Source organism: Pseudarthrobacter sp. AL07 (genome assembly GCF_029960665.1).
In the GTDB taxonomy this organism is placed as follows: domain Bacteria; phylum Actinomycetota; class Actinomycetes; order Actinomycetales; family Micrococcaceae; genus Arthrobacter.
The window spans coordinates 297,604-316,802 of record NZ_JASBRB010000003.1; the positions used below are offsets into that span (position 1 = coordinate 297,604).

17 protein-coding genes are annotated in these 19,199 nt (G+C 67.0%); 8 read left to right on the forward strand and 9 right to left on the reverse strand.

What is annotated here, in order from left to right:
• Positions 1-5: 5 nt before the first annotated feature.
• Entirely contained in the window at positions 6-761 is a 756-nt protein-coding gene (locus QK290_RS05065) for a CbiX/SirB N-terminal domain-containing protein (RefSeq protein WP_282329590.1), read from the reverse strand.
• A gap of 62 nt (positions 762-823) precedes the next feature.
• Here QK290_RS05065 and QK290_RS05070 point away from each other — a divergent pair, with 62 nt between their 5' ends.
• Positions 824-1,531 (forward strand): TRIC cation channel family protein, encoded by a 708-nt coding sequence (locus QK290_RS05070; protein ID WP_282329591.1) that lies wholly within the window; start codon positions 824-826, stop codon positions 1,529-1,531.
• Positions 1,532-1,544: 13 nt separating this feature from the next.
• Positions 1,545-1,973 (forward strand): hypothetical protein, encoded by a 429-nt coding sequence (locus tag QK290_RS05075; protein WP_282329592.1) that lies wholly within the window; start codon positions 1,545-1,547, stop codon positions 1,971-1,973.
• 130 nt (positions 1,974-2,103) lie between these two features.
• On the opposite strand, the gene QK290_RS05080 is transcribed toward QK290_RS05075, so the two are convergent.
• The 4 genes from QK290_RS05080 to QK290_RS05095 form a co-directional block, all read right to left on the reverse strand.
• Positions 2,104-2,925 (reverse strand): DUF559 domain-containing protein, encoded by an 822-nt coding sequence (locus tag QK290_RS05080; RefSeq protein ID WP_282329593.1) that lies wholly within the window; start codon positions 2,923-2,925, stop codon positions 2,104-2,106.
• A gap of 428 nt (positions 2,926-3,353) precedes the next feature.
• A complete protein-coding gene (locus tag QK290_RS05085; protein ID WP_282329594.1) occupies positions 3,354-4,454 on the reverse strand; it encodes a polyprenyl synthetase family protein in 1,101 nt (366 codons plus the stop codon).
• Positions 4,451-5,782 (reverse strand): geranylgeranyl reductase family protein, encoded by a 1,332-nt coding sequence (locus QK290_RS05090; protein ID WP_282329595.1) that lies wholly within the window; start codon positions 5,780-5,782, stop codon positions 4,451-4,453. The genes QK290_RS05085 and QK290_RS05090 overlap by 4 nt, the downstream gene beginning before the upstream one ends.
• Before the next feature lie 5 nt (positions 5,783-5,787).
• A complete protein-coding gene (locus tag QK290_RS05095; RefSeq protein ID WP_282329596.1) occupies positions 5,788-6,564 on the reverse strand; it encodes a demethylmenaquinone methyltransferase in 777 nt (258 codons plus the stop codon).
• Between the two features lie 122 nt (positions 6,565-6,686).
• Here QK290_RS05095 and QK290_RS05100 point away from each other — a divergent pair, with 122 nt between their 5' ends.
• The 4 genes from QK290_RS05100 (at position 6,687) to QK290_RS05115 (ending at position 10,851) form a co-directional block, all read left to right on the forward strand.
• Positions 6,687-8,096: an isochorismate synthase gene (locus QK290_RS05100; RefSeq protein ID WP_282329597.1), complete on the forward strand. Its 1,410-nt coding sequence runs from the start codon at positions 6,687-6,689 to the stop codon at positions 8,094-8,096.
• Between the two features lie 224 nt (positions 8,097-8,320).
• Positions 8,321-9,121, forward strand: coding sequence for an ABC transporter substrate-binding protein (locus QK290_RS05105; protein WP_282329598.1), 801 nt, complete (start codon positions 8,321-8,323; stop codon positions 9,119-9,121).
• A gap of 123 nt (positions 9,122-9,244) precedes the next feature.
• Positions 9,245-10,036, forward strand: coding sequence for an amino acid ABC transporter permease (locus QK290_RS05110; protein WP_282329599.1), 792 nt, complete (start codon positions 9,245-9,247; stop codon positions 10,034-10,036).
• 11 nt (positions 10,037-10,047) lie between these two features.
• A complete protein-coding gene (locus QK290_RS05115; RefSeq protein WP_282329600.1) occupies positions 10,048-10,851 on the forward strand; it encodes an amino acid ABC transporter ATP-binding protein in 804 nt (267 codons plus the stop codon).
• 130 nt (positions 10,852-10,981) lie between these two features.
• Here the strand turns inward: QK290_RS05115 and menD are convergent, their stop codons facing one another.
• The 4 genes from menD to QK290_RS05135 form a co-directional block, all read right to left on the reverse strand.
• Positions 10,982-12,679 (reverse strand): 2-succinyl-5-enolpyruvyl-6-hydroxy-3-cyclohexene-1-carboxylic-acid synthase, encoded by a 1,698-nt coding sequence (menD, locus tag QK290_RS05120; protein ID WP_282329601.1) that lies wholly within the window; start codon positions 12,677-12,679, stop codon positions 10,982-10,984.
• Between the two features lie 134 nt (positions 12,680-12,813).
• Positions 12,814-14,889: a PhoX family phosphatase gene (locus QK290_RS05125; RefSeq protein WP_282329602.1), complete on the reverse strand. Its 2,076-nt coding sequence runs from the start codon at positions 14,887-14,889 to the stop codon at positions 12,814-12,816.
• A 152-nt stretch (positions 14,890-15,041) separates the two neighbouring features.
• A complete protein-coding gene (locus tag QK290_RS05130; RefSeq protein ID WP_282329603.1) occupies positions 15,042-16,055 on the reverse strand; it encodes an o-succinylbenzoate synthase in 1,014 nt (337 codons plus the stop codon).
• Between the two features lie 64 nt (positions 16,056-16,119).
• Entirely contained in the window at positions 16,120-16,521 is a 402-nt protein-coding gene (locus tag QK290_RS05135) for an Hpt domain-containing protein (RefSeq protein ID WP_282329604.1), read from the reverse strand.
• 219 nt (positions 16,522-16,740) lie between these two features.
• On the opposite strand from QK290_RS05135, the gene QK290_RS05140 reads away from it, so the two are divergent.
• Both QK290_RS05140 and QK290_RS05145 read left to right on the forward strand, forming a co-directional pair.
• Positions 16,741-17,937 (forward strand): MFS transporter, encoded by a 1,197-nt coding sequence (locus QK290_RS05140; protein ID WP_282329605.1) that lies wholly within the window; start codon positions 16,741-16,743, stop codon positions 17,935-17,937.
• A gap of 40 nt (positions 17,938-17,977) precedes the next feature.
• Positions 17,978-19,069: a LacI family DNA-binding transcriptional regulator gene (locus QK290_RS05145; protein WP_282329606.1), complete on the forward strand. Its 1,092-nt coding sequence runs from the start codon at positions 17,978-17,980 to the stop codon at positions 19,067-19,069.
• Positions 19,070-19,199: the final 130 nt, after the last annotated feature.

Genomic DNA, 19,199 nt, shown 5'->3' on the forward strand with positions numbered 1-19,199 from the left:
CTTCGTTACGGTTCCCGTGCGGGCGCCTGTTGACCGTGTACGACGGCGGCGTCGAACCGTTCCAGCGCGATCTCGGCTAGCACCGGCGAGGGCAGCAGTGGTTCCGTCACGAGGTCGGCACCGGCTTTGGCCAGCTGGTCGTGGAAGAACCCCGGCGCGAGGAGGTAGGAGGCAATCACCACGCGGCCGCCGTCGTCCACGGCCCCAGCGGACTCCCCCGCCCCGGCACCTCCGGCCAGTTCCTGGCGCAGGATGGCGACGGCGTCGAGCACCGACGGCTGGGCAGAGGCACCATACGCGGGCAGAATCCGGTTGCGCCGCAGCGCCCTGAGCTGGTCGGCGAGCTCTTCCACGCTGACAGCGGCGTTGGGATTGGAGGACCCGGCGGCGGCGAGGACGATCGCGTCGCGGTCCGTGACGCCGGCCTCGCGGAGGCGCTGGTCCAGCAGGGCCGCGAGCCGCGGGTCCGGGCCGAGCGGGGCTGCAGCCAGGCTGCCCGGACGGCTTTTCACGGCCCGGGCGATGTCCACCTTGACGTGGTAGCCCACGCTCAGTAGCAGCGGCACAACGACGGCCTGTTGTTCTTCGGGGAGGCCCGCCACCACGTCCACGAGGTCCGGCTGCTGGACGTCCACGTAGGCTTCCCGCACGTCCAGGCCAGGGCGTAAGGCGGCGATGTCAGCGCGCAGCGCGTTAACCTCCGCGGCACCCTGCGTGCTGGATGTCCCATGGGCGCAGGCGATCATGATCGGGTTGTTCATAGGGGCTAGCGTAACGTTGGAGCCGCCCTGTCCGCCCACCATGAAACCGCCGGGACGCCCTCATGATATTGCCGTTCGACACATTGCCGTTCGGCATCGACCTTGTATGGCTTGACCTGGCCGGCGTCTTCTTCTTCGCCGTTTCCGGGTCCCTCTTGGCGGCGCGGAAGCAGTTCGACCTGGTGGGGTCGCTGCTGCTGGCGTCTCTGGTTTCCCTCGGCGGCGGCGTCATCCGCGACATCATCCTCAACACCACGCCGGCAGCCTTCACCAACCCCGCGTATCTGGTTCCCCCGGTCCTGGCCACTGTCCTGGTGTATTTCCTGTACTCCAGCGTGCAGCGGTACACCTCGCTGCTGGTGCTGTTCGACGCCGGCGGGCTGGCCCTGTTCTGCATCAGCGGAACGCTGAAGGCCCTGGTGCTGGGGATGAATCCGGTGGCTGCCGTGCTGCTCGGCGTGACCACGGCGGTGGGCGGCGGCCTGCTGCGGGACATCACCGCCAACGAGGTGCCGCAGCTGTTCAACCCCCGGGACCTTTACGCGCTGCCGGCCTTCAGTGGGGCGGCTTTGACCGCGCTGCTCTGGGTAACAGGGGCCTTCAACGCATTGACGGCGTGCGCGGTGGCGGCCGTGGTGTTCGCTTTCCGCGTGGTTGCCTGGCGCCGGTCCTGGTATGTCCCGCTCGCTGTACGTGGCTTACACCGGCGGGGCTCCGGCGGAGGCGGGGCTGATGGGGCTGGCAGCGGCTCGGGAGCGGGCCGCAGTTAGCTAGGATATGAGCATGACTGACATGTTCCTCGAGAAGTTCCGCGCGCTTGTTCCGACCCATCTCGAGGACGAATGGCAGGAAGAAGACGGCCTGCCTGCGGACGAACTGGACGCGGCCCTCGCCGAACACCAGTTCCAGGTTCCCCTGGTCCTCCGCGAGTTCTACCTGGCGGTGGGCGGCTGCGAGGACATTATGGAGGCGTACCACTACTTCTGGGATCCCGAAGAGCTGGAAGTGGATGACGAAGGCTTCCTGATGTTCCTCGAGGATGAGGAAGAACAGTTCACCTGGGGCTTCCGCGTTGGCGACCTCGGCATCCCGGACCCCATCGTGTACCGCCGCAACAACGCCCGCGGCCAGTGGAAGAGCGAAGAAGGCACGTTCTCCGAATTCGTCTTCGACATGTTCGAGTGGGCCTTCAACGACGAGGAAGAAAACTAGGCTCCTCCCCGCGCGGCCCTCTTTCGGCGCCTGTCCGCCGCTGGAATTCCCCAGGTTTGGCTGGTCCGCCCGGCGAGCCTCCTCGATCTGCCGGAGTGTCGGCGGGTTCTCGAAGCGAAGCAGGGGAATCTCAGCGCACTACGCGGCCGCGTAGGACCTGCCACACCTCGTCCACGACCTTCTGCGGGTTGTAGACCACCTGCGCGTAGCCGTATCTGAGCACAGCGTAGCCATCCAGGGTGCTCGCATTGTTGCGTAGCCGGTCCTTCTTGACCTGTCTGGGCTGGAGATGCGTTTCGCCGTCGAGCTCCACAATGAGGAAGCCCTCCAATAGGAAGTCCACGATTCCGATCCCGGGCAGGTCCACCTGGGTCTGGACGAACATGCCCTCACTGCGGAAAAGGAGCCGGGCCACCACTTCGATGGGCGAACCGGCCGTGCCATCCACCAGGTCCAGGACCCTGCGGGCGGCTCCGTTTCGGTTACCCGGCAGGTGTCCGCGCAGATAATCCAGGGTGGTCCTGCCTTGCAGCAGCGCGCTCTCCACCATGATGGCAGCCTCCACCTCTGGTAAACACCGCAGGCCATGAAGCAGCACATCAGTCAGGCCGGCCACGGGCCAGGGCACATCCTGGGGCACCACAGTCTCACGATGAACCACAACATCCTTGGCGGCCCCGTGCCGGCAGAGCAGGTGAAGGGCCGTGGGTTGGTGCAGCCGCCACAGCCGGTGGTGTGTGCTGGCCGAGCCGCAACTGAGCAGACCGTTGGCCAGGACCGCACCCACGAGATCGGGAGCGGCACCCGGCAGTGCCACCACTCCGTGCCGGAGCCGCCGCATCTGGCCTGCGCCAATGGCCACGCGGATGTTCCGATCCGAGAATCCGGCCTTGCGCAATGTCGCTGTCCTGGCGACGGAGCCGGCGTACTTGAGGTAAGAAGTGACGTCCATGCTCCCAGCAGAGCCGACCATTGCCCCCGCCGGCAGTATCCAAATCAGCCATGTGCAAAACCAGGCCGCTGAGTCTCCCCTGGTTTGGGCGCCCGTGCCGGCGTGGCGGCAGGACTCACCGGGCTGCCAGCGGCATCTCCAGGCAAACGTGGGGAAATCCAGCAGGGCCGCAAGCAGAAAAGCCTGTGACGCGCGCAGTAACAGCAGGATTGCGTCCTGTGACAAATCTGTCATACACTGTTCACGGATCCGCTAAACGCCTCCGGCGGGTCTGATGCGAACGGAGATATAGCCCCGGTTCGGCGCAACGTGTGATTCGTTTCGTTGCTGAGAACCGGGGCTATTGCATTTAACGAAGTTTGCCAAGCAAACAGCGAGGGCCCCGGCCAGGTTCAACCCCGCCGAGGCCCCGCTGTACAACAAGGGAATCAGCTCGCGCGGTCCACCACAGCCAGGGCGAAGTTGGCCAGCGAAGACTTCACAACACCTTCGGGAAGCGGCGCCAGCGCGGCAATGGCTTCGTCGGCCCAGCGGCGGGCGATCACCCAGGACTCGGCTGTCACGGGGTGCTCGCGCAGCCCGGCAACGGCGGCAGCCAGGGCAGCATCGGAGGTCAGGTCCCCATCAATGAGCTTCAAAAGGTCGACGGCGGACTGGTCACCGGCCGCGGCATCGCGCCGCAGGAACAGGACAGGCAGGGTGGGCACACCTTCGCGAAGGTCCGTGCCCGGTGACTTGCCGGACTTCACCTTGACGCCGGTGACGTCAATAACGTCGTCCGCCAACTGGAAGGCCACACCCACCTTTTCACCGTATTCCACCAGGAGCTCCTCGTAGGCCTCGTCGGCACCGGCGAAGATGGCACCGAGCTGGCCGGAGGCGGCAACGAGGGAACCGGTCTTGTCTGCGATGACGGACAGGTAATGCTCCACGGGATCCTCGTCCGGGCGCGGGCCTACCGTTTCGTGCAGCTGGCCCAGGCACAGGCGTTCGAACGTCCGGGCCTGGATTCCCAGAGCGCGTGAGCCCAGCTCGGACACCAGGATGGAGGCGCGGGCAAAGATGAGGTCGCCGGTGAGGACTGCCACGGAGTTTCCCCAGACCTCGTGGGCCGTGGGGGCGCCGCGGCGGAACGGGGCCGAGTCCATGACGTCGTCGTGGTACAGCGTTGCCAGGTGGGTCAGCTCCACCACCACGGCCGCCTGCACTACGGCAGGCAGTGAGGCGTCGCCAAGGTGGGCGCACAGCAGCGTCAGCAGCGGCCTAATGCGCTTGCCGCCGGCCTCCACGAGGTGACGCGACGTTGCATCAGCCAGCGGGTCTGAGTTGGCAATGGCCTCGCGGAGCTTCTTCTCCACGCGGGCCAGGTTATTGGTGATGGCGGGGCCCAGTTCGGCGTCCTCCGCGATGGCCGCAAAGCCGGCGGGCAGCTGCAATCCCGTGGCAATGGCGGTGGTATTGAGGCTGGGTTCGGAGTCCGGCAGGCCGTGCCCGGCGTGCGTCCAGCTGTGGTCTGCGGAGTTAGTCACTGGTTAACCCTAACTTTTTGTTGCGGATACCGCTGATTCGAGGCCGACGCTGTATTGGATGTGGCCGGAACCAGTGACTCCAGGACGCGGATGGCCCTGTCCTCGAAGCCTTTCGCGGCCGGGTCGGTCAGGTTTGCGAGCAGCCGCACCACAAAGCGCATCAGCACGGGAATGGGCATCCCCGTCCGCAGCGCGAGCTTCATGACGGCGGGTTTTCCGATTAGCGCGGCAAATGCCCGGCCCAGCGTGAAGTGCGATCCCCACTGGCCCCGCACATAGTCCGCGTACCCCGCCAGGTGCGCGTCGGCGTCGTAGGTTGCCCCTGCAGCAGAGGAGCGAGCGGACGCGTCAATGATGAACTCCGCCGCAAACCGTGCCGATTCCATCGCGTAGGAGATGCCCTCGCCGTTGAATGGCGAGACCATGCCCCCGGCGTCGCCCAGCAGCAGGAGGCCGGGCGAGTAGTGCGGGGTGCGGTTGAAGCCCATGGGCAGCGCGGCGCCGCGGATTTCGCCCACCTGGTTGTCCGGGGTGAAGCCCCACTCTGCGGGCATGGCGCCAGTCCATTCACGCAGGACCTGCTTGTAGTCGAGCTTGCCGAATTCTCGGGACGAATTCAGGATGCCGAGGCCCACGTTGGAGGTTCCGTCGCCCACGCCGAACACCCAGCCGTAACCGGGGAGCAGTTTTCCGCCGCGGCCGGGGAGTTCCAGCCAGCCTTCCATCCAGTCGTCATCGTGCCGGGGTGACGTGAAGTACGTGCGGACGGCGACGCCGAGGGGGCGGTCGTCGCGCTTGTGAATGCCTAGTGACACGGCGGTTCGGGTGGAGTTGCCGTCTGCGGCGAGTACGACGTCGGCGCTGAAGTCGCGCGTCTGACCCGTCTTGCGCCCGGACTCGTCCAGGCGCGCTGCGCGGACACCGGTCACGCGGCCGTCTTCAGACCGCAGTGCTTCGGTGACGCTGTGCCGCTCGAGGATTCGGGCGCCGGCAGCCTGGGCGTGGCGGGCCAGTTCCTCGTCGAAGCCCAGGCGCGTGCGGATCAGGCCGTACTGCGGGAAGTCGGACACCTCGGGCCAGGGCAGTTCGATGGTGCGGCCGCCGGCAATGAGGCGGAGGCCCTTGTTCCGGCGCCAGCCGTCCGCTTCGGGGTGCGGCAAGCCCAGCTTCTGGATTTCGCGGACCGCCCGCGGGGTGAGGCCGTCGCCGCAGACCTTCTCGCGCGGGAAGCTGGTTTTTTCCAGGACGGTCACGTTGATGCCGGCCTTGGCAAGGTAGTACGCGGCGGTTGAACCGGCTGGCCCCGCGCCGACAATGAGAACATTCATGCCGTTCAGCGGACGATGTTGCGGCGAAGCCTGGCCACAGGGCCCTTGTGCGCGGCGATGGCTTCCGCGGCACCCTCCGGCGTGGATTCCAGCGGTTTGGTGGCACGGTGTACGGCCACGATCCCGCCAGTCAGGTTGCGATACGTGACCTTTTCCCAGCCGGATTCCTGCAGCCAGGCGGCCAGGTGGTCCTGGTCCGGCCAGGCGCGGATGGATTCGGCGAGGTATACGTAGGCGTCCGGGTTGGAGGCCACCTTGACGGCGATGGCCGGCAGGGCACGCATGAGGTATTCGGTATACATGGTGCGCCACAGCGGAACCACCGGCGCCGAGAATTCGGCAATGACCAGCTTGCCGCCGGGCTTGGTGACGCGGAGCATCTCGGCCAGCGCCTTCTTGGGCTCGTTGACGTTGCGCAGCCCGAACGAGATGGTGCAGGCGTCGAAGCTGTTGTCCGCGAAGGGCAGGTTGGTGGCGTCACCGGCAATGAAGTCGATGTCCGGGCGGCGGCGCTTGCCGACTTTGAGCATGCCGAGGGAGAAATCGCAGGCGATGACGTCTATGCCTGCATCGGCATATGGCTCGCTGGAGGTGCCGGTTCCAGCGGCCAGGTCCAGGACCAGCTGGCCGATCTTCATGTCCATGGCGTCCACCACGATCCTGCGCCAACGGCGGGTCTGCCCCATGGAGAGGACATCGTTGACGACGTCGTACTTAGGTGCGACGTCGTCAAACATCGTGGCTACTTCGTCCGGACGCTTTTCCAAGGATGCTCGGTTCACCATGCAATTGTCTCAGACAAACTTGAGAAGGTCTTTCGGCGAGCCCGTACGGCGGTCCGAAGCAAGGCACCGGCACGGCCCAACACGGCCGCACGCATACGCGGGAGTAATGTTGTCTCATCATGACGAGCACGTTCCGCACCCTCACAGTCCCCCTGGATGGCAACGCATCTGACGGCGGACTGCCGCAGTTCCTGGTCCGGGACGACGTCCTCTGCTGGACCCGCCGCGAAGCCGGACTGGTGGGCTTCGGCGAGATCGCCCGCTTCACAGCCACCGGCCCTGAGCGTTTCCTCGAGGCCGACATCTGGTGGCGCCACCAAGTCCTCGAAGCGGACATCACAGACTCCGTGGAGCTGCCCGGCACCGGCCCGGTGGCGTTCGGCTCCTTCGCATTCTCCAAGAAGTCCACCCATGTATCGCGGCTGATCGTGCCCGAGATCGTAGTGGGCGTCCGGGACGGCCAGTACTGGCTCACCCAGTTAACATTCGACGACGGCGAACTCACCGAAGCGGGAGCCCTCGCCGCGCTGGACGGCTGGCTGAGTGGTGGCAGCGTTGGTGAGACCGGCGCCGTTGGTGAGGCCGGCGCCGTTGGTGAGTCAGGCGCTGCCGGAGACGGCACATCCGGCGACCTAACTTCGAAGGAGGACGGCTCCGTCGGGCGTCCTTTGCCTTCCGCCCACGGGGCCACCCTGCACACCGGCTCGCTCAGCGAGGAAGACTGGATGGCCGCCGTCGCCGCGGGTGTGGCGGAGATCCGGACCGGCGCGCTGGAGAAACTGGTGCTGGCACGGGACATCGTGGCCACGGTGCCCTCGGGCGTGAATGCCGCTCAGGTGCTGCGCGAACTGGCCGTGCGATACCGCGAATGCTGGACCTATGGCGTGGACGGGCTGGTGGGCGCCACCCCGGAGATGCTGATCCAGGTGGAGGGCCGCACTGCCCAGGCGCGCGTGCTGGCCGGGACGCTGGACCGTCGCGATGCGCACGGCGAAGCCGGTATTCCGATGGAGTATGCCGAGCGCGTGCTGGCCGGGTCCGAGAAGCAGCGGCATGAGCACGAGATCGCAATCCAGTCGTTGACGTCGCAGCTTGCGCCGTTTTCCGAGGCCATGAACGCTCACGACGAACCTTTCATTTTGGAGCTGCCGAACGTGTGGCACCTGGCATCTGATGTAAAGGCGGAGCTCGCCGAGGTGGAGGGCCACGTGCCCACGTGCCTGGCGCTGATCAACGCGCTGCACCCCACCGCTGCGGTTTGCGGCACGCCCACGCTGGTGGCCGGCGCCCTGGTCCGGAAGCTGGAACACCTGGACCGCGGCCCGTATGCGGGTCCGGTGGGCTGGCTCGACGCTGCCGGCAATGGCGAATGGGGCATCGCGCTGCGTGGCGCCGTGATTGAGGATCCCCATACCGTGCGGTTATATGCCGGCTGCGGCATTGTGGATGGCTCTCAGCCAGAGGCCGAGTTGGCGGAGACGTGGGCAAAGTTCCGTCCGATGCTGGAGTCGCTGGGGATTACCAACTAGGTAGCAGCAGATGTCGTTTTCATCACCCAGAACGACATCTGCTGCTGCCTAGCTGCGCACCGTGTCCGGAATTCCAGACATGGGTCGCCTCCCGGGTCTTGATTTTGGTTGTGATTTAGTTATCAAATAGTAAAACTAAGTTTCATGTGATGCACATCTCTCATTCGGCGCTACACTATGAACCGATTTAGTACCGCATACCCCTGCAACAAAAGGTAAAAAATATGCAGCTCAAGTCCCTGGCCCAGGCCAAGATCGCCGCCAAGGCAGCAGTAATCCTGGCCGTCGGCGCTCTCACCCTCACTGCGTGCGGCGGCAGCACCACCCCGGCCGCGTCCGAGGGTGGCATCCAGCTGATTAACGCCGGGAAGCTCACCGTTTGCTCCGACGTCCCCTACGAGCCGTTCGAATTCCAGAAGGACGGCAAGATCGTTGGCTTCGACATCGACATCGCCAATGAAGTAGCCAAGGACCTCGGCGCGGAACTCAGCATCGTGGACAGCTCCTTCGAGGCCATCGAAACCGGAACCGCCCTCACCGGCTGCGACCTCTCCATCTCCTCGGTTTCCATCACTGACGTCCGCAAGTCCGTAATGGACTTCTCCACCCCGTACATGGATGACGACCTCACCCTCGTGGCCACCACCGCATCCGGGATCAAGGACATCAACAGCGCCAAGGGCAAAAAGGTCGGCGTCCAGCAGGCCACAACGGGCGCAAAGTACGCGGCGGAAAAAGGCATCGACGCCCAGCAGTTCGAGGACAGCGGCCTCCTGGTCCAGGCCCTCCAGGCCGGCACCATCGACGCCGCCCTCGGCAACCAGTCAATCCTGGCCTACGCCATCAAGGATGACCCCAGGTACGAGCGCGTGGATGACTACGCCACCGGCGAGAAGCTTGGCATCTCCATCAAGAAGGGCAACACCGCCATGGCCGAAAAGGTCAACGGAACCCTGAAGCGTCTGACCGACGACGGCACCCTGAAGAAGTTCCAAACCACATGGTTCGGCGAGGTCGCCAAGTAGCCAGCGCTTCGGCTCCAGCTAGGGAGCCTGACGCAGCCCTGAGAACTACGCCGCTGGGGCCCCTGACTAACTGCACCGCAGTCCGTCCGGGGCCCCAGCCACGCAAATGAATGTGAGCACCCCATGGCAATGACAGCACGTCAACGGGCCAGAGTGAGCCTGTACGTCCAGATCGGCATCTTCGTTGTGGCCGTGGCCGCGCTGGTCCTGGCCACCGATTGGAAGACCGTCGGCAACAGCGTCTTCAACTTCGGCAAGATCGGCCCGATGTTCCCGGACATCTTCCTGGTGGGCCTCAAGAACACCCTGATCTACACGTTCCTCGGCTTCGTGGTGGGCCTGTCCGGCGGCCTCCTACTGGCCCTGATGAAGCTCTCCAGCTTTCCGCTGTACCGCTGGATCGCCACGGGCTACATCGAATTCTTCCGCGGTGTGCCGGCGCTGCTGGTGTTCATCGCCTTCGGCTACGGTGTCCCGCTTGCTTTTGGGGTTCAGTGGAACGTCACCCTGATCGTCATGATTTCGCTGGGCATGGTGGCCTCGGCATATATCGCCGAAACCCTCCGCGCCGGCCTGCAGGCTGTGCCTAAGGGACAGCTTGAAGCCGCACGTTCGCTGGGCATGCCGCAGTGGCGGGCCATGGTGTCCATCGTGATTCCGCAGGCGTTCAAAATTGTGCTCCCCCCACTGACCAACGAGGTCATCCTGCTCACCAAGGACTCCTCGCTGATCTACGTCCTGGGCCTCACTGCCTCGCAGTACGATCTCACCAAGTTCGGCCGCGACGGCATTTCCAGCCTCGGCGCAGGCCTGACGCCGCTCCTTGTGGCCGGCGCCTTTTACCTGGTCATCACCATCCCGCTGAGCCTCCTGGCCCGGAAGTTCGAAAGCCGCTCCGCGCGGACCAAGCGATAGGCAGGGAAGCCATGAACGACGTCGTAAATTCCTCCGCCGGCAACACCGGCACCATCAATGCGGCCGGGGTTTCCATCAAGGACCTCCGCAAGTCCTACGGCAGCAACGAGGTCCTCAAGGGCATCAGCCTGGACGTGGCGCCCGGCGAAGTGGTGTGCCTGATCGGTCCGTCCGGCTCCGGCAAGTCCACCCTCCTGCGCTGCGTCAACCTCCTCGAGCAGCCCAACGAGGGTGCCATCCACGTGGGCGGCTTCGAAGCGACCCACCCTGACGTGGACATCGATAAGATGCGCCGCACAGTGGGCATGGTGTTCCAGCAGTTCAACCTGTTCCCGCACCTTGACGCCAAGCGGAACTGCACCATCGCCCAGACGAAGGTCCTGAAGCGTTCCCAGGAAGAAGCCGACAAGGTGGCCCAGCACAACCTTGAGCGCGTCGGTTTGGGGCACCTGTCCGACCGTTTCCCGGACCAGCTTTCCGGCGGCCAGCAGCAGCGCGTGGCCATTGCCCGGGCGCTGAGCATGGACCCCGAACTGATGCTCTTTGACGAGCCAACATCCGCGCTGGACCCCGAGACCGTAGGCGATGTCCTCTCCGTCATGAGGAACCTGGCCAAGGAGGGCATGACCATGCTGGTGGTAACCCACGAAATGGGCTTTGCCCGCGAGGTGGCAGACCGCGTGGTATTCATGGACGGCGGCGTGGTGGTGGAGGAGGGCGTGGCCGAGCAGGTCATTTCCGCACCCACCCAGGCCCGCACCAAGGAGTTCCTGCGCCGCGTCCTGGACCCGACGCACATCGAGATCGAAGAGTAGGACCTCCCTTCCCGACGAGCAGCCTTTTCGACGCGCGGATTACGTGCTGACCCGCAGATGCCCTGTCGCTACCCAAATACGGGTAGCGACAGGGCATCTGCGCGTCACGGCCTATCTTGCGCGTCCGGAACTACCGCGCGAGGACTCCCTCAACAGCGGCGGCCACGGCGGCCTTGATGCGGGCGTGCAGGGCGCGGAGGCCAACCCGGTCTGTGCGGACCTCGATGATGCTGCGGCCCTTCAGCGGTGCCGCGAGCGCCTCGGCGAGTCCCGCCGTCGTACTTACCGCGCAATGCCCGACGCCGTACGCTGCGGCGAGCGCCGCGATGTCCACGGTGTGGGGGGTGCCGAAGAGCCGTTCGACGGCGTCGGAGTAGCGTCCGGATTCACGCACGGCCCCGTGCTCCAGCAGATCAAAGATGGCACCGCCGGCGTCGTTCAGCACGACGATCCGCAGCCCGGGTTCGGATTCGCCCGAACCGAGGAGCAGGCCGCCGGCGTCGTGCAGGAAGGTGACGTCACCCAACAGCAGCGTGGTGTCCTGGCGGCCGCCGAGGGCAACACCGGTGGCGGTGGAGATGGTGCCGTCGATCCCGGCGAGGCCGCGGTTGGCGTAGACGGTCGCGGCAGGCTCTGCGGCGGGCAGGCCGGCAAGGTCAACGTCGCGGATGCCGTTGGAGGAGCCCAGCATCAACTGGCCGCGGGCGTGCCGCCAGACCTGGGCGCCCACCGACGGTCCGGTGGCGGCGGGCTCGGCGGCCAAGACGCCGTCGAGCGCGTGCTGCGCTCCGGCCCCGGCCAGCAGCCAGGTATCGAGCCAGTCGGACGGGCCGCGGCCGGCGAAATCCGCGAGGTCGGCCAGGTTCTCCAGCGGAAGTTCCGTGCGTCGGCCCGGCTGGTACCAAGCCACAGGGACAGGCTGGTACAGCGCGGACGGCACGTCGGCCCGCTCCAGCAACGCAGCTACCGGGCGAGATAAGGTGGGCCGGCCGAACATCACCACCCGTTCGATGGGCTGTGCCGCGGACGGTCCGAAGTGTTCCAGCAGCAGCCGGTACGGGCCCACGGCGTTGGGGCCGAACCGGGCGTTGGAGGACGGCTCCGCGAGCAGCGGCAGGCCGTGGGCGCGGGCGAACGCCTCGGCGACGGGCCCGGCGTCGTGCCCTGCCAGCACCACGGTGCGCCGTTCCTCCAGCGAGGCCGGCGCGGGCGGGAGGTTCATGGTGAGCGGGTCGGTGCCGATCCGGAACCTGGAGTGCCCGGCCGCCGTCGCAAGTTCCTCTTCCGGTGCTGGGACCAGCGGGTCGCGGAACGCCAGGTTCAGCTGGACGGGCCCTGGCGCGAACTCGGAAAACGCACCCGTCGCCGCGGCGAGTGCCGTTTCCACGGCGCGCTGCGGGCTGCTGCCGGCCGGGACGTCGGCGGCGAAGCGCACGTGCTCGCCGAACAGATCCAGCTGGATGGTGGTCTGGTTGGCGCCGGTCCCCTGCAGTTCCTCGGGCCGGTCCGCGGACACCACTACCAGCGGGACGGCCGCGTGGTTGGCCTCCATCACGGCGGGCATAAGATTCCCGACGGCGGTGCCTGAGGTGGTGAGGACGGCCGCCGGGGAGCCGGTGGACAGGGCCAGGCCCAGGGCCGTAAAGCCGGCGGAACGTTCGTCGATCCGGACCAGGAGGTCCACGCGGCCGGCCGTTTCTGCCTCCGCCAGGGCGTAGGCCATGGGGGCGGAGCGCGATCCGGGCGAGACCACCACGAACTGGACACCGCCGTCGATCAGAGCGTCGACGGCGATCCGCGCGGCGGCGAGGGAGTTCAGGGAAGTCACCGAACCAGTTTGCCATCCTGCGGAAGCCTGCATGACCCGGGACTCCCGTCTCCCACCCGTTGCTCTATCACTTACAGTCCCTACAAGGCCGGCAAAGGGACCAAAAGTGATAGAGCAACGGGAGGGGATCGGGCTCAGCCGCGGAACACCTGGACCACTGACGGACGCGGGGCACGCACCTGGCCGCGGGCCGGCGTCGTGCCTTCTGCAACGTAGTCCGGGAAGAAGGAGAACTGCTCCTCGAACGTGCCGTCCTCGCCGGGGTGCTGCACGGAGACGAAGACGGTGCGCTCGTCGTCGTGGATGATGGGGCCGCAGGTTTCGGCGTCACGCGGCACGGCCAGGAACTGCTCCACCTTGCCGCGTTCGGCGCCGTCGAGCGTGACCTTGAACAGCCCGTCGGCCTTGCCGATGCCGGAGGGGGCGCCGTCCGTGGAGATCCACAGGTTGCCAACGGAGTCGAACGCGAGGTTGTCCGGGCAGGAGATCGGCGAGACCTGGTCCACCGGGAAGCCGGAGAAGTAGGTCACGTCACCGGTGGCGGGATCGCCGCAGACCATCAGCAGGTTCCAGGTGAACCCTGTGGAGGTCTGGTCGCCGGTCTCAGTGATTTCCACGATGTGGCCGTCACGGTTCAGGTTGCGCGGGTTGACCTCGGTGGCGCCTTCCTTGCCGGTTTTGCCGCGGTCCGAGTTGTTGGTGCAGGCCACGTAGACCTTGCCGGTGTGCAGGCTGGGCTGGACGTCCTCGGCGCGGTCCATCTTGGTGGGACCAACCTTGTCGGCAGCCAGACGGGTGTAGACCAGGACCTCTTCCACGGTCATGCCCGGCACGGCGGAGGCGCCGTCCACCACCAGGGGCAGCCATTCGCCGGTGCCGTCGAAGGAACCGTCGGCGGGCACGTTGCCGGCTCCGGTAATCTCCTCCAACGGTGAGTTGCCCGTGAACTTGGCGACGTAGAGGTTGCCCGCCGAGAGCAGCGTCATGTTGTGCGCCCGGTCGCCCTCTCGGTACTTCCCGGCGGAGACGAACTTGTACAGGTAGTCGAAGCGCTCGTCGTCGCCGGAGTACGCCACAACATGCCCCGACTCGGCGATGATGACGTTGGCGCCTTCGTGCTTAAAACGGCCCAGCGAGGAGTGCTTCTTCGGGGTGGACGTGGGATCGAACGGGTCAACTTCCACGATCCAGCCGAAGCGGTTTGCCTCGTTCTCGTAGCCGGCGTTACGGGTGTCGAAGCGAGGGTCGTCCAGTTCCCACTTACGGGCCGTGGATTTGGAAGTGAGGCCGTACCGCTTGTCAGAAACGGACGTGCCCGGGGAGACAAAGTAGCCCTGGAAGTTCTCCTCGCCGGAGAGGATGGTGCCCCACGGCGTGGTGCCGCCGGCGCAATTGCCCAGGGTGCCCTTGATGAAGCGGCCGCTCGGGTCCGCGGCGGTCTGGACCAGCGGGGAACCCGCGGCCGGACCGGTCAGTTCGTAGACCGTATTGTTCAGGTACCGGCGGTTCAGCGGCGCGCCCTTGACGTAGGTCCACGGCTTGGTGGTGTTCTTGCGCTCCAGCTCGACGACGCTCAGCCCGTGCGCTGCGGCCCCCACCGCGCGGACGTCGGCGGCAGGCATGGTGGCCGGGAACATGATGTTCTCGTTCGTGTATTCGTGGTTGGCGAACAGCACGGCACGGCGGCCCTTGCTGTTCGGGATCTCCAGGATGTCCGTGTAGTCGTTGTTGTAGCCGAACTGCTTCTCCTGCGCGGCGGCCGTCTGGTTGTTCAGATCGAAGTCCGGCGTGCCGTTGAAGATCGGGTCACCCCAGCGGATCACGGGCTGCCAGGTGAAGCCTTCCGGCACCGTGAAAGCGTCGACGGCGGCGTCCACCGGAGCGATCGGCGTGAACTTCAGCTTCGACTTCGCGAAGCCCTCCTTGGCGGCGGGCGCCAGTCCGGGACCGCCGGCAACGGCCGGTTCCGCGGAGGTAATGGCACTGCCGAGTACGACGGCGAGCGCACCGGCGGCGCCGAAGCCCAGGGCGGCGCGGCGGGACATGCTGGCGGACGCGATGTCGCGGAAATAGCTGTTGGCGCTGGTGTTGCAGACATCGCCGGAACAGGCGTTGTCGCACTTCAAGGCGCAGGTGACGGCGCTACGCTTGCCCTTGGTGTGGCCGAGCATGGGCAGCAGGGTGAACTTGCGGGCTGTCGTTTCAGACAAGGGGTGCCTCCAAATTTACGATCGGGTCCCGGCCACCCTGTCAGCCGGTTCCGACGCCCAGCCGTCCGCCGGGTGAAGTTCCGGTGAACCGGCGATGACCTGCAGGGATGTGCGAGAGCGTTCGTAAAAAGCCCACGTTAAGTGAGAGAGCGTCAGGGGGCCAGGAGGGCGTGGACGCGGCCGAGTCGGGCCAGCCACCAGTCGCGACGCTCGGCGGAAGCCGCAAACCGCTCCAGCAGCCCGGCGTCGGCGGTCACGTCGCGGAGGCGGATGGCGCCGTCGTCGGCCACTAACGGATCCAGCGTGATATCCGAGGCGAACAGCGACACCGTCCCCAGCCCGCACGCGTACGGCAGCTCGGGCAGGGCAGCCGCCAACGCCAGCCCGGCGCGGATCCCCACGGAGGTGTCCAGCGCAGAACTGACGACGGCGGGGAGCCCGGCCTGCGCCACGATGTCCAGCGCGCGCCGCACTCCCCCGAGCGGCGCGACCTTAACAACCAGCAGATCCGCCGCGCCAGCCCGCGCCACCTTAAGCGGATCGGATTCCTTGCGCACGCTTTCGTCGGCCGCGATCAGCACCGGCGTTCCGGCGGCGCGCAGCCGGCGGCGCACCTCGGCGAGCCCCTCGATGGTGGGCACCGGCTGCTCGGCGTATTCAAGCCCGACGGCGGCGAGCAGGGTGAGTGCCGCCACGGCGGTAGGCACGTCCCAGCCACCGTTGGCGTCGACGCGGATGGCGGCGTCGGGCAGGGCGGCCCGGACGGCGGCGACCCGGGCGGCGTCGTCATCGAGTGTCTGCCCGCGTTCGGCCACCTTGATCTTGACGGCATCCACCCGGCCGAAGCGGGCCAAGACCTCGGGCACGCGGTCCGCGGAAACGGCGGGCACGGTGGCGTTGACGGGGATCACCGAACGGACGGGTGACGGGAAGCCGGCCCAGCCGGCCTCGATGCTGGCGGCGAGCCAGCGGGAAGCCTCGGCGTCGGCGTATTCGGGGAACGGGCAAAACTCGCCCCAGCCGTGCGGGCCGCGCAGCAGCAGCGTTTCGCGCTCCATGATGCCGCGGAACTTCACCCGCATGGGCAGGCTCACCACGCGGGCAGTGGCGAGCAGCTCGTCCAGGGCGGGGAAGGCGGCAGGCAGCAGGGCGGCATCGGCGGGCATGCCCTTCACTGTACAAGCGCGGAAAGGTCCGCGTTGGTCTCTGCTGCGTTGGCTGCACCCGGCTTCACGCGGCGTGCAGGCATCTCTGCACGACATGGGTGGTCTGCCGGGCGCAGCGAATGATCTGCCGAAGGCGGTCCGCTGCCAGCCGGGGCAGGACCCTGGCAGGCTCAGCATCGACGCTCTCTTCGCGAAGGGACCGTTCAAGGTCCATGGCGAGTCCGGCCAGGCGTTCCGCGCCCACCATCTGGCTGGAAGTCTTGAGGCTCAGGACCGCGTCCATCGCGCCGGCCAGGTCACCGGTGGTAAGGGTCAGCCGCAGCTTTTCGGTCCGGTGGGGCAGGTGCTCGATGAAATTCTGCACGAACACCTTCCACACGCCGTCATCGTCATCGAGCTCGGTGCGCAGCCTGTCCAGCACTGCCGGATCCAGGAGGGGCAGGGCGTTGCCGTCGTCCGGCGCCATGACTGTCCTTCCTGCCCCAAGAAGCGGTATACCGATGGACGTCCCGTGAGTCCCCCACTCGAAGCTATTCGCACGTGGAGGCCGAAAGCATCAGTAGTCGGTACTCGACTTTCATCTGAGTGGCACTGGGTGCAGACGAGCTATCCGACCCTTATCGGCGGTTGTTACGCTTTGCGGTGTGATTCACCTAAAACAGGCGCCCTGTCTCGAAGTGCACGCGTGAGCGCCCCGGCACCGGTGGTCAACGCCCGGGCGTCAACCCTCCCCCTGTACGCGGCCGGGTTCGTCACAGCGTTCGGCGCCCACAGCATCGCCGCCGGCATGGGCGCGCAAAGCGAGAACATCGGCCTGACGCTGCTCAACCTGGGTATCCTGCTGGCCCTGTACGACGTTTCCGAGGTCTTCCTCAAGCCGGTCTTCGGCGCCCTGAGCGACCGGATCGGAACCAAACCCGTCATAGTCGGCGGCCTCCTGGCCTTCGCGGTGCTGTCGCTGATCGGCCTCTGGGCGGCGGATCCCCTGATGCTTGGACTGGCGCGGCTAGGGCAGGGCGCTGCGGCTTCGGCCTTCTCGCCGGCATCGTCCGCGATGGTTGCGCGGCTGGCGGCGGGTAAGAAAGCCGGGACCTACTTCGGCCGGTACGGTTCCTGGAAGAGCCTGGGCTACGTCATCGGCCCCCTGCTGGGTGCCGGACTGATCCTCGCGGGCGGGTTTGCCCTGCTGTTCGGGGCCCTCTCGGTGCTGGCGGCGGGCACCGCCGTGTGGGTGCTGGTGTCCGTTCCCCACCTGCCGCCGCTCCCCCGGCAGCGCTACACCGTTCTGGACCTTGCCCGCCAGGTCACGGAGCGGCGCTTCCTCGTGCCGACGCTGGTGCTGGCGGCCTCGACGGGAGCGCTTGGTGCGGCGATCGGGTTCATCCCCGCCCTCGCCACCCGGCACGGCCTTGGCCCGGTTGCCGGCACCGCCGCGGTCACCGTCCTGGCCATCGCCTCTGTGCTCACCCAGCCCTGGATCGGCAGGCTGCGCGACGCGCACCGCATCAGCGACAACAAAGGGACGACGGCGGGGCTCCTCCTTACCGCCGCGGGCGTCACCCTCATCGCCCTCACCCCGGGTCCGGTCACGCTGTTCATTGCCGCGGCGGCCATTGGCGCGGGCGTCGGCCTGGCCACGCCGCTCGGGTTCGCGCATCTGGCCGACACCACGCCGCCGGAGCGCATGGGCCGGACCATGGGTTCGGCGGAGCTCGGCCGTGAACTCGGCGACGCCGGCGGGCCGCTGCTGGTGGGCGGCATCGCCACCCTCACCGCCCTGCCGTTCGGTCTCGGGGCCCTGGCACTGCTGGTCGCGGCGGCCAGCATCCCGCGTCTCCCGAACGCCGCTACCCCGGGTCCGAGCGCACCTCACACGCGTTAGGTAGACTGCTGGAAATACCGCCCGCGGGAGGAAACCCAGCATGAACCGCAAAGCCACAGCACTCGACGTCGCCAAGCTCGCCGGGGTGTCCCGCAGCGCGGTATCGCTGGTCCTGAACGGGCACGGCGACGGGAACGTGGCCAAGGAAAGCCAGGTCCGGATCCGTGAAGCGGCGGCCACGCTGAACTACACGCCCAACGCCATCGCCGTGAGCCTGCGCAACCGCCGGTCGCGGATCATCGGGATCGTCTCGGACCAGGTGGTCACCAGCCCGTTCGACGGCAACATCATCGCCGGCGCGGACGCCGTGGCCAGGTCCCAGGGCTTTGTCACCGTGGTGATGGATACGGAGCTGGACGAGGCCCGTGACGAAAGCGCGGTGGCCACGCTGCTGGACCGCCAGGTGGACGGGCTGATGTACGTCACCGTGGGCCTGCGTCCCCTGCACGTTCCGCTCAACATGCTGCGCGTGCCGTCGGTGCTCGCCAACTGCTTCGATGACCGTCCCGGGGCAGGCGTTCCTGCCGTCATTCCGGATGAGGTCCGCGGCGGCCGCGAGGCGGCAACGCACCTTCTGGGGCTGGGCCACCGGGACATCGCATTCCTCGCCGGTGACAGCATCAGACCCGCCGCGCCGCGCCGCATCCAGGGCCACCGGGACGCCTTCGAGGCGGCCGGTTTGCCGGTGCGGCCGGGCCGTATCCTGGAGGCCGGCTGGGACATCGATGCCGGGTTCCACGGTGCCATGAAACTCCTGGACGGCGTTGCGGCGCCGGACCGCCCCACCGCAATCATGTGCGCGAACGACCGCCTGGCCATCGGCGTGGTGCTCGCGGCCAATCGCCTGGGCCTGGCCATCCCGCAGGACCTCTCCATCATGGGATACGACGACGAATTCCGCATCGCCGCCACCATGGTCCCCGCGCTTACCACGATGGCTCTCCCGTTGCGGGAGATGGGTGCCGCAGCCATGACCGGGCTCCTCCGGGAACTGTCGGAGGAGCCGGAAGAGCCGGAAGATCACGACGACGGCGGCGCACCCGCCGGACACAGCAGCCCCGGCCAGACAATGGTTCCGTGCCGGCTCGTAGTGCGCGAGTCAACCGGAGCGGTCCCCGCGGGCCGGGCCTGAACCCGGATCTGACCCCGGCCCGGCGAACAGCGCGAACGGACAAACAGCGCGAACGGACACTTGAGGCCCGGCCAGTGGGGCCTCAAGTGTCCGTTCGCGCTTGGCCGGAGTCCTTGCGAGCCCGGCACTA